Raw genomic sequence first — 14086 nt, 5'->3', positions numbered from 1 at the left:
GGACAGAGTAGATGCGAGTCATAAACGATGAAACTAAACATGCTCACCATAAAGCAGAAGATCTTACTCACGGTTACCGTTGCCGTTTTGCTATCCACGGTACTGGTCGGCGTCTTAAGTCAGCGCAGCGCCAAGGAAGTTGTCGAGCAGCGCATGCTCAGCTCAGAGCTGCCTAACACCTTGCAAGCGATACGCAACAAGGTCGAGATGGATATCGCCACCTTGATGAATGCCGCCGAGCAGCTGGCCAGTAGCAAGATGCTCAAGCAGTGGCTGGTCGATGGTCGCCCGGCCGAGACCGAATCTCTGGTGATCGCCCAACTCAAAGACATTCAGAATCAATACCAGCTGGTACAAGCCTCCTATGCCGACAGGCAAACCGCCGCCTACTACACTCAGGACGGTTTCCTGCGAATTCTCACCCCGGATCAGGATGGCTGGTTCTTCAACTATAAAGATAGCGGCACAGAGCGCATGCTCAACGTATTTACCGAGGCCAATGGTGAAGTCAAGCTGTTCATCAACTACCAGCAACCCAATGATCGCGGTCTAGTGGGACTGGCTAAATCACTGGATGACATGGTGCGCCTACTCAAATCTTTCAAGATTGAAGACACAGGCTTTGTCTACCTGGTGGATGCCAAGGGCGATGTGAAACTGCATTCAGACACCAGCCAGATCGGCAAGGCCAGCCTAGCCTCGCTCTATGGTGGTGACGTGACCCGGCAGCTACTCAACCGTAGCGATTTTGGCCTAACACAGACAGAACTAAACGGCGAAACACTGTTGGTTGCCAGCAGCTATATTCCTTCTATGGATTGGTATCTGGTCGCCCAAGTGCCTAGGGCCGAAGTATTTGCCCTACTGGAAGAGTCTGCCTATCAGATCCTTATCTGGACAGTGCTTATCGCCGCCGCCTTTATCGGCCTCTCCACTTTAGTCTCAGCCTCGGTCAGCCAACCGATCGCCAAGGTCGCCGATATGCTACAAGACATAGGTCAGGGTGAAGGCGATCTGCGCCAACGCCTGCCTGTCGAGGGCAACGATGAACTGGCTCAACTGGCCAAGGGCTTCAACAGCTTTATCGAGAAGATCCAGCACTCCATCATAGAGGTGACCGACACCAGTGTGCAGCTGAGTCATGCGGCCAAAGATGTTGCCCATCAGGCGCAGCAAACCCAGGATGACAGCCAGCTGCAGAAAGATCAGACCATGATGGTAGTCACCGCCATCAATGAGATGGGCGCCACAGTGCATGAGATCGCCGGCAACGCCGCCCAGGCCGCCGACAATGCTAAAGATGCCGACAACGCCTCCAACAGCGGCCAAGTCGTGGTCACCCGAGCACGTGACACCATCAACCAACTCTCTCTGGATGTGGAGCAGGTGGGCAATGTGATTGAGTCTCTGGCTACCCACACCACCTCGATAGGCAGCATCTTGGATGTGATCCGCGCCGTATCAGATCAAACCAACCTGCTGGCGCTCAATGCCGCCATCGAAGCCGCCCGAGCAGGTGAGGCAGGCCGAGGCTTCGCCGTGGTCGCCGAAGAAGTACGTAATCTCGCCTCTCGCACCGCCGCATCGACCGATGAGGTGCAGAAGATGATCGACAACCTGCAAAGTGAGGCGGCTCGCGCCGTCGAAGCCATGACCCAGAGCAAGAGCCGTAGCCAGGAAGGTGTACAGGCGGTCGATGAGGCCAGCCATGCGCTGACGGAGATCAGCCAGCAGATTGGCGCCATTACGGACATGAATATTCAGGTCGCGGCTGCCACCGAAGAGCAATCCACCGTAGTGGAAGATATCAATCGCAATGTCACAGAGATCAGCGAGATCACCCAGCGTACCAGCGAGACCTCGCAAGCGGTGGCTCAGGCCAGTCAGTCGCTCAATCAGCTGGCCCATCGCCTCGACACCCTGGTCGCTGGCTTCAAGGTATAGCTATGGCCCCATCAAAAAAGCCCGCGATTGCGGGCTTTTTATTTTGTGCTTAGTGATTAGGGCTTAAGAAACTTAATCGTCAACGGATACTGGTAGCTAATCCCTTCGCTAGCCTTCATGGCGGCAATGATGGTGACGACGATATCGAACACGGCCAAGATACCCAGTAAGATAAAACCGATACCGACAAACATAAGGATCATACTGATCACCGCATACACCATGACGCTTATCTTAAAGTTCAGGCAGTTGCGGCCACAGGTGTCGACAAAGGCGATCTCCTCACGCTTCATCAACCAGACAATCAGTGGCCCCAAGATAGATCCAAAGGGAATGAGATAACCAGAAAAGCTGGCTAAATGTACCGCGACCCCCATGTTTTTATCGTCACGGGATAAGGTTTCAAATTCTGACACGAATGACTCTCCTTGATGATTCATAATCAATGACTACACAATTACTGACCCTTAGGTCCAAATAAGCGCATCTCCCACGCTTCTATCTTCTGACTTTCCAGACGGCGCTGCAAGCTGTTAACCCAAGAAAGCGCCAAGCCCTCAGTGCTGGCCAGTCTATCATAGGCCTTAGCGTCAAACTCGGTGGCGAAATAGATGCTCATCGCCTGACGCAGGCTCATATCACTGCGGCGCTCCAGCAGACGAATGCTATCGCCTAGCCCTATCTCGCCCGGTGTTAACACGCGATAAAACCAGCCACACAAGCCTGAGGTCTGCATGGCCAGGGCAAATTCGGGATGACCAAATTGGTGATTCAGCTTAAAGCAGGGGGAACGCGGCTGAGTCACCTGCAATTCAACGTCGCCAATCCCAATGATGTCGCCGATATTCACCTGGGTCTCATCCAGCCCAACGGTGCTGATGTTCTCACCCATAGCGGGCACATCTTTAAATCCCTGCATCATGTCCCAGCGACGATACTGACCATAATGTTCACGAGGAAAATGGTGTAGCACTCTGTCGGCGCCGCCGTGATGTTTAAGATCGGCTTGACCATCACCTTGCACACTCATTTCACCCACCACTAAGCGGGAACATGACTGCTTGGCATCGATCATGCTGTTCACCCCAGCATGGACTTTGGCCTGATCACCACGGTACAGACCCGAAATCTTATTCACCAACACACTCATCTCGACAACACTCCCTAATGACCGACCTAGTACCTCACAGATTCAAGCCCCCCACCCTCAGCGAGCGAGACATTATCATGGCATTTCTGACTTCGTCAGACTAGAAGATTATGTTACAGACAAAAAAAAGCCCCAGAAGATGGGGCGAGAGAACAGAAAAACACGCTATGTTAAAAAAGAAGCTACACAAAACAAGGTCAGGGAACTGCTTGCGACCAATGCAGCTACTCTAGCCCGAGATAATGACATTATGATGACAAATCTCTGCAGCTTAGTGAGTCGCGTGTTCCAGGTAGTCTTTTAACTGTTCTCCCGGTATCGAGCTCTCTGTCGCCACCGCAAACGCCGCCCAACGGGCGCCTTCTGCCATCGCCAGCGTATAATCATCTCCTCGAACCAGGCCGTGAATTAAACCAGCCGCATAGGCATCCCCCGCCCCCGTAGTATCCACTACATCGGCAGGTTCGGCTGCCACTCGAGTCTCACCGTCAGCCTGATAAAGCACGGCACCAGAGGCGCCATCGGTCACGATAAAGGCCTGCAAACTGTCACCAGCAATAGAGAGACCATACTTCCAAGGCGATAGCTCACTGCGCCCCTGCATATCGGCACGCGAGGCGATCAACACATGGCAGGGCCGGGCGCGATCATCTTTGGCCAGCTGCGCCACCACCAGACTGTGGGGTAAGGCGGTCTTGGCCCAACTCACCGCGCCTTCAGCCGATGAGTTAATATAGAAGGCATCCCAATTGTGCCAGTTTGGTGGCGCCGCCAATTCAAACTTGGGGCGTTCGGGACGTATGATGGTACGTTCACCATCAGGGGTCATCACCAACAACATCTCACAGGTATGTTGCTGATAACGCTGCATCAGACGACAATCTATGCCCAGAGTGCTCGCCTCAGCCAGCAGCCAATCACCAATCTCATCGCGGCCCACCTGACTCACTAAAGCCACATCATGTCCGGCCCACACCAGACCAATACCGGTATTGGCGCCGCCGCCACCAAGGCGCTGTCCGCCATCTTGATAATGAAAGCGCCCTCCCATCTTTAACGGCTTATTCAGCCTGAGGATACGATCGCAATTAAGATTGGCAACCAGCAAGATATTGGCCATGAATGCTCCGGGTAATAGCGGATCAGCAGAAGATAAGATCGCCTAAACAAGAATGAGGTTTTAGGCCCACATGCTAAATAAACGGGGCCTGCCAAGCTTCATTTATATCAAGGCCTGAAGGCCAGCTCAACTAATTAAGGCTGCAGCAGATACATGCCTTCACTCGCCGGTCGCGAGTACTTAAAGCCAAATTTCAGATAAAGCGCTGGCACATCAGCCATTAAGGTAATGTAGGCGCCCTTTGGCGCCTCGATGTCTAGATAAGCCATGATGTGCTCCATGATCGTGCTTCCCAGGCCTCTCCCCTGATATTCAGGGTCTACCGCAATATCCACCAGCTCGAAATTTAGCGCGCCATCACCCACCACACGGCCCATGGCAATCACCTTTTCGCCATCTAAGATATGAACGCCAAACAGGCTAAGCGGCAGCCCCTTTTCTGCGGCGCTGCGGCTTCTCGGAGTCAACCCCGTTATCTGCCGAAGATGCAGGAAATCATCCAATGGCGCCACCCGCTTTATCAGGCGAAAACCTTGTATGCTCTCTGCCTCTTGTACTTCTCGCCACTCACTCGCTAGCAGGGCGTAGCCATACTCGCTGCCCCAACTGCCCTTAAAGAAGATATTGTCCCGATAGTGTGCCTCGCGGCGAAATCCAACACGCTCAAGCAGGCCCCAGGCGGCATGGTTGTCTACATCTGTGATAGCCGAGACTCTGTGTTTCCCTAAGGTCTCAAACAGGTAAAGCAATAATCCCTGCACCGCCTCTCGCGCCAAGCCCTGACCCTGATACTCGCTCGCCAAGGTAAAGCCTATCTCAGCCTGCTGCTCATCGATAAAATGCAGCGCCAGATCTCCCAGCAAACTCTTAGTTTGACGACATTCCAGAGCCAGCTGCATCCAGGTGCCCTGCGTGCCAAAGGGGGGTTGTTGCAGCCCCTCAAAGAGCGTCAGCGCATCTTGATATTGGTAATCTTGCCAGCTTTGATAGCGGGCCACCTCGGGGTCGGCGCGGTAGGCGGTAAAAAGCTTTAGATCGGCCAATTCAAAGGCGCGGCAGAGCAGCCGCTGTGTCTCAAAGTAGATCATCTCAGTTGCCTTCGCTTCAGCTAAGCCAGCGCGTAATAGCTGCCGCTTGGCGGTGCGGCGAAGAGCGCCATGGCCTCTTGCATCTTGTCACTGGGGTAAGCCTGCACCGAGGCGCGGTGCTGCTCAGCAGACGCCCAACGCTCCACCACGACGAAGCGCCCTACTTCATCGAGTGGACACAGGACTTCGTAACTGAGGCAGCCGGGCGATGCGCAAATATAATCACTTAAAGATAAGAGGAAGGCCTTTAATTCGTCAGCCTGACCTGTGGCGGCCTGAAATTCACCTATACGTACTATCATCTGATTTCCCTGTACACAATGAAGAAGTCACCAAACTACCCTATTCACAACGATGTCGCAAAGCTTAGCGGCTATTCATACTGACAGCTTAAAAAGCTTATTTAGATCTCCTCGGCCAACTGCGCGAGAAAGTCTTGCATCACTCTGGTACGGCGCTCCGCCTCCTCTTTAGCAGACGCAGTTTGCATGGTATCGGCTAAGATAAACAGCTTCTGCTTAAAGTGATCTAAGGTGTAGCGGCTATCATCCACCACTCTGGAGTGGCAGAAGGGATCTTGCGAATGATACAGGGCTCGTCCCAAAGAGGTGCCCACCTGCAGGCAACGCACCACGCCAATGGCGCCCAGAGCATCTAGCCTGTCGGCGTCTTGCACTATCTTGGCTTCCAGCGTTTCGGGGGCGATACCAGCACTATAGCTGTGGGCTAAAATGGCATGATGAATCGCCGCCAAATACTGCTCTGGATAGCCAACCTCGGTGAGAAACGCGATCGCCTTGTCGGCAGCCAAAGTAGAACAGAGGTGGCGCTGAGGATCGTCTTTGGCCAACGCCACACAGTCATGCAACCAAGCCGCTGGCACCACCACTTCGGCGCAGGCAGATTCGCTTGCGCACAGGCGCTTGGCCATTTTCACCACACGGGCAACATGCTGCAGGTCATGGGCGGCATCGCTTGGTGTGATACCTTGTAGAAATTGTGCAAACAGGGGTTCAAAGGCCTGCATTGGTAAGGCTCCGGCAATAAAAAAGCTGATCTATGATCAGCCTCTTTAGCTCAAATGGCAAATGCCCCTTACATATCACAGGGCTTAAGCGGCTTACGCAGCTGCGCCCGCACGTTATCCATGCCTGAGTAGAACTCTTTCATCATCAAGAGGCCCATCATCTTACCGTTATCTGTGACGATCAGGTTATCGGGATCGCTGGGGTCATTCTTGATGGCACCGATCGCCTTCATCGAGGTCATCTCTTTAAAGAGCGCCCAATCCAAGTTCACACCAAAAGTATCACGGAAATACTTGCGCGACAGACGACCTGAGAACATACCCAGCAGGAAGCGATACTGCATCACATCTTTCTGGCTGTAGTTCTTCTGCTGTTCAACCCCCATACGACCAGCGGCAATGTTTTCCTGATACTTGCGCAGAGAGAAGGTATTCACATACAGGGTATCGTTGAGGAAGCTGAAGGAACCTGAACCAACCCCAAGATATTCGTCATAATCGATCACATACTCATCGAAGCCTTCGTTGTTGGCCTTACCGAACGCCCAAGCCGACAGCTGGTTATACTGACCGTTGAGGCTATTGAGGATTTGGCGATACTGACGCGCCATATCCCCTTGAGGGGCCGCCAGCTTACCCTTAACGCTCTTGCGAGTTTGATGGGTGATCATCAGCGGATAGGTGGTGATCTGACGAGGATCGAGACGCGAAGCCATATCCAGATCGTGTTGAATCACTTCATCTGTCTGGCCGCGGAAGCCGAAAATGAGATCCACGTTAATGATGGGAAACAGCTCCTTGGCTGCCATGATCTTATCGAAGGTTTGCTGACCCGAGCCAAACTTCTCCAGACGATCTGTCATGGCAAGAATGTCGTCGTTGAAGCTCTGTACCCCGATAGACATTCGATCCACCAAGCCTTCCAGCAGCTTAAAGCCGGGGCTGTCGAGGTGTTGAGGGTCCGACTCGCAGGAGACCTCTTTTATGCTAGGGAACAGCGTCTTGGCATATTCGATGGTGCGGGCCAGCTCATCTTCCAATACCGTAGTCGTACCACCGCCGATATACATGGATTCGAAGTCATAACCCAGCGCCTTGACCATCTCCATCTCTTTGCGCAGCGACACAAAATAAGCGCGCGCCTTCTCCTCTTTAAACAGGAAGCGATGGAAGGTACAGAAGGAGCATAGCGTATGGCAAAAAGGCACATGGGCATACAGCATATACTTCTTGCCTTCCACAGGAGCAGGCATCATAGAAGCAGACTGGGTATCTAGTCGTAGATTCTTATCAACATAGTACTGCATCACTCGTTCCATCGAGTTCAGCATCCAGTTGGGGACGGTAATGTTAGCTTGATAAGGCGTAATCAATTCACCTGGCGCCGTTTGAATAATAGAAGACGAAGACATAGATATTCCTAGCTGAACCGGCCTTGAGAACAAAGCCTTTTAATAAATAAGGACTTAAAGCGATACACATCCATTTGCGGAACACAAAAGTATCACTAAAGGAATATATAAAACGTGAACTGGCTTAGAGTTACAACACCTAACATTAGATTAGCTGAAGAATTGTTAAGCATGTCATGTTTTAGTAAATATTGAACAAAGGTGATCACCCATTATGACCCAATACCAGTAACAATATGGCTTCGCTAGGGTTTTGCAAAACTCGATATGTTGCAGCGATGAACTAAATAACGTAGGTTAAATAACTAATAAAAATAAAGATGTAGGCTCAAGCCCTGCTGGCTCAGCGCTACTCTATACAAGGACGTTAATGATGAAATGGAATTTATTGGTTTCGGTGTTGCTCACCGTCTCACTCGCTCTCTTTGGCTATATCAAATACACCGAACTCGCCGCCAATACTCTCGCCAACAGCCAACGGGTCATCGCCCTTAGCAAACAGATCGCCGAATCCGGAAGCATCATTCCAGCCGGGACTGTCGCCTATTTCGAGCTTGCCAACTGCCCAGAGGGTTGGCAGCGCTATAACGAGGGGGTTGGTCGCGTTACCTTGGCGGCAAATGATCAAGAAAATGATCTGTCTGTACGCAAGCTCAAAGCTATCGGCGGCGAGGAAAAGCATAAACTCACGCTCGCCGAATTACCCAAGCATACCCACGTCTATGACGATTGGTACTACTATGACGCGGGAGACGAGCCGGAATATGCGACTGGCGAAGGCGATGATGTCGGCATGCGACAACACCAAAAGCGTCGCACCGAACCTGAAGGTCACAGCATAGCTCACAATAATATGCCGCCTTTTATCGTCTTATTACAGTGCATCAAGCCGTAACAAAGCTCACCTGACACACTCTCCCGGACTCTGATTAAAGTAGCGCTTAAACTCTCGACTAAACTGAGCCGGGCTTTCATAACCCACCGCGATTGCCGCCTCTTTAACTTTTACGCGCCGTTGCAGCAACAGCTCCTTTGCCTTATTCAGGCGCAGCTTCTTTAGATATTGGATCGGTGATGAGGCGGTGACCTCCTTGAAACAGCGATGAAACGCCGAAGGGCTCATATTTACCAAGGCAGCCAATTGGTCGACCTCTATGCTGGAAGCATAGTGCTTATGCAGATAACTTAGCGCCTTATCGATACGTGATAGCCGAGTGTGACTCAGCGCTAAGGCATACAGAGGCGCCGCATTGGGCAAGGCCAACAAACGATATAAGATCTCCAGCACCATGGCCTCCCCTAAGGCCTCGGCCTCGAGCGGAGACTGCATTGCCTGCAATAAACGATGAATGCTGCATTCGAGCGACTCGCTGGTCGGTGCAATAAAATAACCTGGCAGGCGTGACTCATTAAGGGACTGGGGTACTTTGTGATAGCTGTCCATGATGGGAATGAGACGATTAAGCTGTGCCAACTCGATATCTATCATCATCACCAGCACAGGCTCCTCTTGGCTGGCAAAGGTTTCACACTCCACCGGCATAGGCACCGTCATCACTAAGGTGTTTTGCGGATCATAATCAAACACCTTGTCATCGAGATAGATCCGCTTCTTGCCTTGGCCGACAATCATGATCCCTTGGGAATAACACAGTGGACCACGTGCGCCATAAGCCGATCCCCGAAACAGCTTGATCCCCGGCAATACGCTGTCATTCATTCCCTCATCGGGAGCCAGCTCAGACATCAACTCGGCAACACTCTTCACGCTTCACCTCAATAACCAGACACAACAAACTGAGGCAATATTAGCACCAAGGCAGAAAAAGGCATCAAAAAAGGCCATTTAAATATCTTTAAACATAAATTGAGTAGAAATAGGCAAGCACTGTCCAGCAATAGGTATTTAAAAATCGCGCCAGAAGTCTAGTATGTGCAGCATATTCATAGGTGACACAAGGTATCCCCATGCTTAATTTCGATTATCGCAATCCCACACAGATCGTTTTCGGTAAAGACCGCCTGGCCGAACTAGACAAATTGATCCCCACAGACGCCCGTGTCATGGTGACCTATGGCGGCGGCAGCGTGAAACGCTTCGGCACCTTAGACAAGGTTTTCGGCGCCCTGGGTAATCGCACCGTCATCGAATTTGGCGGCATTGAGGCCAACCCACAATATGAGACCCTGGCCAAGGCGGCCAAGCTAGCTAAAGAGGAGTCTATCGACTTCCTGCTCGCGGTCGGTGGGGGTTCTGTGATGGATGGCACCAAGTTCATCGCCCTGGCAACACGATTTGAGGGTGACAGTGCCAGCCTACTGTTCCACGGTTTCGCCCCTGTGCCAGTCGAGGCAGATCGAGTTTTGCCACTGGGCACCATAGCCACACTGCCAGCCACAGGCTCTGAGATGAATGCTTTCGGCGTAGTGAGTTATCAGGGCGGTAAGTTTCCTGTCAATCACCCCAGCATCTACCCAAGCTTCTCGCTGCTGGATCCGACCCTGACCTTCACCCTGCCTAAGATCCAGGTAGCGAACGGTGTTGTAGATGCCTTCGTCCATGTGCTGGAGCAGTATGCCACCTACCCTGTCGATGGTCGGGTTCAAGACAGAACCGCCGAAGGGATCATGCGCACCCTGATTGAAATTGGCCCTATCACCCTGGAAGAGCCCGAGAACTATAACGCCAGAGCCAACCTGATGTGGAGCGCCACCTCGGCCCTCAACGGCATGATAGGCGCTGGCGTGCCATTCGACTGGACAACCCATATGATTGGCCACGAACTGACGGCACTGTTTGGCGTTGATCATGCACAAACTCTGGCCGCAGTGCTGCCATCGGTATGGCGTGTCCGCAAGAGCCAGAAGCACGCCAAATTGCTGCAATATGCCGAGCGCGTGTGGGATATCACAGAGGGCGACGAAGCGAGCCGCGTCGATCAGGCGATCGACAAGACGGAGCAGTTCTTCCAGCAACTGGGCCTTAAGACCCGCCTGCGTGATTATGATATCGCCCGGGAACAGATTGGTGACATCATAGCTGCACTCGAAGCCCATGGCATGACGGCGCTATCTGAATCTGGCGATCTCAGCCTGGATATCAGCCGTGAGATCTTAGAGATGGCCTGGTAAACACCTAGAGCTGACACTCAAGGCACCTCCTCAGGAGGTGCCTTTTTGCTATATCGTCCCTTCTCCGCCTAAGACCTGACGCCAGACCGTTAGGCTCTACTCTACGCCATTATTCCAAGCCACCATGGGTCAGACGCTCGGGGTCAAGTAGCTGCTTAAGCTCTTCATCGCTAAGGTTGGTGAGTGCCTTAGCCACCTCGAAGATAGGTCGCTGCTCCTGATAGGCTTGCTTGACGATTTTAGCGGCTTGCACATAGCCCACCTTAGGGCTCAAGGCGGTGACCAGTATCGGATTGCGATGCAGGGAATCCTCGATTCGCTCGCGATTCACCGTAAAACTGGCAATCGCCTTGTCGGCCAACAGGCGCGAGACGTTACTAAGGATATCTATGCTCTCCAACAGGTTGACCGCGATCAGCGGCTGCATCACGTTCAGTTCGAAGTTCCCTGACTGACCAGCGATGGTGATCGCCATATCATTCCCCATCACTTGGGCGGCCACCATGCAGGCAGACTCAGGGATCACAGGATTCACCTTACCCGGCATGATAGAGGACCCAGGTTGCAGCGGCTGCAGACTAATCTCACCCAGGCCCGCCAGCGGGCCAGAGTTCATCCAGCGCAGGTCATTGCTGATCTTCATGATCGCGACAGCCAGGGTCTTCAACTGGCCCGATAGCGCGACAGCAGTATCATGGCTAGCCATACGGCTAAACAGATTGTCAGCCGGGCGGAACTCGGTACGAGTCAGCGCCGAGAGCTTTTCGCAAAACTGCGCCGAAAATTCCTTATGGGTATTGACCCCAGTCCCTACTGCTGTGCCCCCCGCGGGCAGCTGTGCCAGCTCGCCGCGCAGTCCCTTAATCATATCGCTGCACTGCTCGATTTGACTCGCCCAGCCCCCCAGCACCTGGTCGAAGCGTACCGGCATGGCATCCATCAGATGGGTTCGCCCCGTCTTGGTGATGTCGTTGAGCTGCAGGGCCTTGTCTTGGATGGTTTGGAATAGAAGCGCCAATGAGGGCAGAAGTGACTGCTCTACGGCTAACAAGGCACTAATATGGATTGCGCTGGGAATGATGTCGTTACTGCTTTGGCCCAGATTGATCACATCATTGGGATGCACCTGTGTCCCGAGACTCTTCGACACCAGCGTCGCCAGCACTTCGTTGGCATTCATGTTCGTGCTGGTCGCCGAGCCGGTCTGAAACATATCTATGGGGAAATGGCTCATCATCTGAGGATCTGCCAATAGCTGCTGCACTACCTTAGCCATCGCCTGGCCTATCGGAGGCTCAAGCAGCTTTAGCGCCACATTGGCTTCTGCAGCTGCAAGCTTGGCTAACAATAAGGCGCGAATGAAACTGCGCGGTAGGGTGCGGCCGCTTACCGGAAAGTTCTTAATTGCCCGCGCAGTTTGTGCGCCATACAGGGCGTCGGCGGGAATGTTGAGATCGCCCATACTGTCGCTAACCCGCTTGTTATCCATCTCTGTCTCCTGCTTGATGAGGCTACCTTGAGCTTAGGTCAAATCTGTGTGACTGGCGATGAACAACAAATGTTCCAGACAAGTCGCCACAAGCAGACCTATTCAGAGTGGAAAACTCTCTCAAGCTGAATACTGAGGTCGCCCGCTCACCAGCAAGATAGTATGAAATCGGGAGAGCGGGTTAAATTAACCGAGCATTGAGCAATAAGCTCGGTTTATCCGCTGACCTTATTGATGAGAAAACGAAACTGCTGATCATCAAAGTCGAGTACGACGGCTTTATCCAAGTCGATAAGCACCTGAGACTGGGTATCATAACCCTTGCCGCTCAGGCTGAAATCGACCAAGACCTGAGCTTCATTGTGTTGGGTCACGTTGACGCTGAACCGATACTGATCGCCCAGTATCACATACTCGGCCTGGGCCTGACTAACCAACAGGGTTGGCGTGCCAAGCAACTCATCTTTCAAGGTGATCTGCGAACTCACCTGAAAATCGTCGGCAAGGCTCACGCCACTGGCAACTAAACCGATTGCCAAAAGTATCCCTCTATACATTATTCAACTCCCTTTAAATCATTCATTGCTAACAACTTAAGCTAGTCGCTTTAGGAAAATTGTCAATCATCCACCACAGGTTTTCAACACAGGAGTATTGCCGACAAGATAAAAAAACACCCCGTCAGAGACCCGACGAGGTGTTTGCGTTGTTGAGCGTCGCTTAAAGATTACTCTTTATATTTTAGCGTACCGTTGGCCTTGATCTCATCATACCAAAGGTTGTGATGCTGGCTTGCCCAGTTCTCATCACAGTAACCCGACACCATACACTCCATACCGCCTTCTGACATCACAGTTGCCATGAAGATATGTACGATAGAGAAGGCACAGATGATGATGGCACTCACGGAGTGAAGCACCAAGGCAATCAGGCTTAGGGTGCGGCTAGGCTCGAACAGGTTCGGGAACAGTAACAGCATACCTGAGGCTGAAATAATCAGACCAAATAATGCAAAGGCCCAGAACCACATCTTCTCACCGGCGTTAGCAAAACCAGCATCAGGGTGCTTACCTTTAAATGGACCGAAGTTGATGTAACCACCAACGACCAGGAACCATTTAACGTCATACATCTTAGGTAGCTGGTTCTTTGCCCAGAGTGTGGTCATCAGCGCCCAACCAATCATGAACGGAATCGCCATGAAATCGTGGATCTGCTTGGCGCCATACACTAAGCCAGCCCAGAAACCTTCACCCAGATACGGCTGGAAGAAGAAACGACCCGCCAGCAGCGTCAAACCCGTGAGGATCAACAGCAGACAAGGGATCGCCCCTAACCAGTGAATAGAGACATCAAATTTCGACCAGCGATAGACCATCTTGCCCGAGAAGCCATGATGCAACTTGGAGATACCATTCACCTTAATGAACAGTACAAAGATGATGATCATGCCAAACAGCGCCGCCATTAAGGCAGGTGCCAGCCAATCGCTGCGCAGCTCCAATACCCGCAGATCATAGCTGTTGATCGGCTGGTTATGGAACTCACCGTGAGAGGTAGTGTATCCGGTAGCGCCTGCCTGTAGTTCAGACCAGATCTGCCCCTCGGTGGCGGCATGGCTATGGTCGGTCGCGTCGCCATGGGCGAACGACAGGGCACTGAATGTGGTACCTATCACTAGCGCTAAGATCACGCTAAATTGTTTGAACCATTTGTTCATATTA

Annotated in this window: 14 protein-coding genes and 1 pseudogene; 3 read left to right on the top strand and 12 right to left on the bottom strand. The window is 52.3% G+C overall.

Annotated features, from left to right (window positions below):
- Positions 1–27 precede the first annotated feature (27 nt).
- Complete coding sequence (locus tag L2712_RS15345) at positions 28–1944, top strand: methyl-accepting chemotaxis protein (RefSeq protein ID WP_088903507.1); 1917 nt, start codon at positions 28–30, stop codon at positions 1942–1944.
- Positions 1945–2000: 56 nt separating this feature from the next.
- Here L2712_RS15345 and L2712_RS15340 read toward each other — a convergent pair whose 3' ends face one another.
- The 8 genes and pseudogenes from L2712_RS15340 to L2712_RS15305 all read right to left on the bottom strand — a co-directional run bounded on the left by L2712_RS15340 (position 2001) and on the right by L2712_RS15305 (position 7741).
- Positions 2001–2321, bottom strand: a complete 321-nt coding sequence (locus L2712_RS15340) for a DUF4870 domain-containing protein (protein WP_033538982.1) — start codon at positions 2319–2321, stop codon at positions 2001–2003.
- Positions 2322–2401: 80 nt separating this feature from the next.
- Positions 2402–3094, bottom strand: a complete 693-nt coding sequence (locus L2712_RS15335) for an MOSC domain-containing protein (RefSeq protein WP_248978283.1) — start codon at positions 3092–3094, stop codon at positions 2402–2404.
- Between the two features lie 271 nt (positions 3095–3365).
- Positions 3366–4214 carry a PfkB family carbohydrate kinase gene (locus tag L2712_RS15330; RefSeq protein WP_248978282.1) on the bottom strand — a complete coding sequence of 283 codons (849 nt, stop codon included), beginning with the start codon at positions 4212–4214 and terminating at the stop codon, positions 3366–3368.
- A gap of 134 nt (positions 4215–4348) precedes the next feature.
- The gene (locus L2712_RS15325) at positions 4349–4726 is read right to left on the bottom strand and encodes a GNAT family N-acetyltransferase (protein ID WP_346347571.1); all 378 of its coding nucleotides are present in this window, start codon (positions 4724–4726) and stop codon (positions 4349–4351) included.
- Between the two features lie 51 nt (positions 4727–4777).
- A pseudogene (locus L2712_RS15320) lies at positions 4778–5302 on the bottom strand (GNAT family N-acetyltransferase); the annotation flags it as partial.
- Positions 5303–5322: 20 nt separating this feature from the next.
- Positions 5323–5604 carry a putative quinol monooxygenase gene (locus L2712_RS15315; RefSeq protein WP_088903504.1) on the bottom strand — a complete coding sequence of 94 codons (282 nt, stop codon included), beginning with the start codon at positions 5602–5604 and terminating at the stop codon, positions 5323–5325.
- 101 nt (positions 5605–5705) lie between these two features.
- Complete coding sequence (locus L2712_RS15310) at positions 5706–6329, bottom strand: HD domain-containing protein (RefSeq protein WP_248978281.1); 624 nt, start codon at positions 6327–6329, stop codon at positions 5706–5708.
- A 68-nt stretch (positions 6330–6397) separates the two neighbouring features.
- Positions 6398–7741 carry a coproporphyrinogen III oxidase family protein gene (locus L2712_RS15305; RefSeq protein WP_033538883.1) on the bottom strand — a complete coding sequence of 448 codons (1344 nt, stop codon included), beginning with the start codon at positions 7739–7741 and terminating at the stop codon, positions 6398–6400.
- Between the two features lie 373 nt (positions 7742–8114).
- Between L2712_RS15305 and L2712_RS15300 the strand changes: the two genes are divergently transcribed.
- Positions 8115–8636 (top strand): phage baseplate protein, encoded by a 522-nt coding sequence (locus L2712_RS15300; protein ID WP_248978280.1) that lies wholly within the window; start codon positions 8115–8117, stop codon positions 8634–8636.
- Positions 8637–8642: 6 nt separating this feature from the next.
- Here the strand turns inward: L2712_RS15300 and L2712_RS15295 are convergent, their stop codons facing one another.
- Complete coding sequence (locus L2712_RS15295; protein WP_088903500.1) at positions 8643–9509, bottom strand: AraC family transcriptional regulator; 867 nt, start codon at positions 9507–9509, stop codon at positions 8643–8645.
- A 200-nt stretch (positions 9510–9709) separates the two neighbouring features.
- On the opposite strand from L2712_RS15295, the gene L2712_RS15290 reads away from it, so the two are divergent.
- Complete coding sequence (locus L2712_RS15290) at positions 9710–10873, top strand: iron-containing alcohol dehydrogenase (RefSeq protein WP_248978279.1); 1164 nt, start codon at positions 9710–9712, stop codon at positions 10871–10873.
- Positions 10874–10982: 109 nt separating this feature from the next.
- On the opposite strand, the gene L2712_RS15285 is transcribed toward L2712_RS15290, so the two are convergent.
- The 3 genes from L2712_RS15285 to L2712_RS15275 form a co-directional block, all read right to left on the bottom strand.
- Entirely contained in the window at positions 10983–12362 is a 1380-nt protein-coding gene (locus L2712_RS15285; protein ID WP_248978278.1) for a class II fumarate hydratase, read from the bottom strand.
- A gap of 215 nt (positions 12363–12577) precedes the next feature.
- A complete protein-coding gene (locus L2712_RS15280) occupies positions 12578–12919 on the bottom strand; it encodes a hypothetical protein (protein WP_248978277.1) in 342 nt (113 codons plus the stop codon).
- 170 nt (positions 12920–13089) lie between these two features.
- Positions 13090–14082, bottom strand: coding sequence for a formate dehydrogenase subunit gamma (locus L2712_RS15275; protein ID WP_248978276.1), 993 nt, complete (start codon positions 14080–14082; stop codon positions 13090–13092).
- Positions 14083–14086: the final 4 nt, after the last annotated feature.

This window comes from Shewanella marisflavi, from assembly GCF_023283925.1.
GTDB classification, from domain to species: domain Bacteria; phylum Pseudomonadota; class Gammaproteobacteria; order Enterobacterales; family Shewanellaceae; genus Shewanella; species Shewanella marisflavi.
Note: the sequence above shows the minus strand (reverse complement) of the source record. Positions and strands in the feature narration are given on the sequence as shown.

Bases quoted from the DNA above. Each gene is read 5' to 3' on its own strand.
- L2712_RS15315 (WP_088903504.1), bottom strand. From the start codon at position 5,604: ATGATAGTACGTATAGGTGAATTTCAGGCCGCCACAGGTCAGGCTGAC.
- L2712_RS15335 (WP_248978283.1), bottom strand. From the start codon at position 3,094: ATGAGTGTGTTGGTGAATAAGATTTCGGGTCTGTACCGTGGTGATCAG.
- L2712_RS15275 (WP_248978276.1), bottom strand. From the start codon at position 14,082: ATGAACAAATGGTTCAAACAATTTAGCGTGATCTTAGCGCTAGTGATA.
- L2712_RS15305 (WP_033538883.1), bottom strand. From the start codon at position 7,741: ATGTCTTCGTCTTCTATTATTCAAACGGCGCCAGGTGAATTGATTACG.
- L2712_RS15300 (WP_248978280.1), top strand. From the start codon at position 8,115: ATGAAATGGAATTTATTGGTTTCGGTGTTGCTCACCGTCTCACTCGCT.
- L2712_RS15280 (WP_248978277.1), bottom strand. From the start codon at position 12,919: ATGTATAGAGGGATACTTTTGGCAATCGGTTTAGTTGCCAGTGGCGTG.
- L2712_RS15345 (WP_088903507.1), top strand. From the start codon at position 28: ATGAAACTAAACATGCTCACCATAAAGCAGAAGATCTTACTCACGGTT.
- L2712_RS15330 (WP_248978282.1), bottom strand. From the start codon at position 4,214: ATGGCCAATATCTTGCTGGTTGCCAATCTTAATTGCGATCGTATCCTC.
- L2712_RS15340 (WP_033538982.1), bottom strand. From the start codon at position 2,321: ATGGGGGTCGCGGTACATTTAGCCAGCTTTTCTGGTTATCTCATTCCC.
- L2712_RS15290 (WP_248978279.1), top strand. From the start codon at position 9,710: ATGCTTAATTTCGATTATCGCAATCCCACACAGATCGTTTTCGGTAAA.
- L2712_RS15285 (WP_248978278.1), bottom strand. From the start codon at position 12,362: ATGGATAACAAGCGGGTTAGCGACAGTATGGGCGATCTCAACATTCCC.
- L2712_RS15310 (WP_248978281.1), bottom strand. From the start codon at position 6,329: ATGCAGGCCTTTGAACCCCTGTTTGCACAATTTCTACAAGGTATCACA.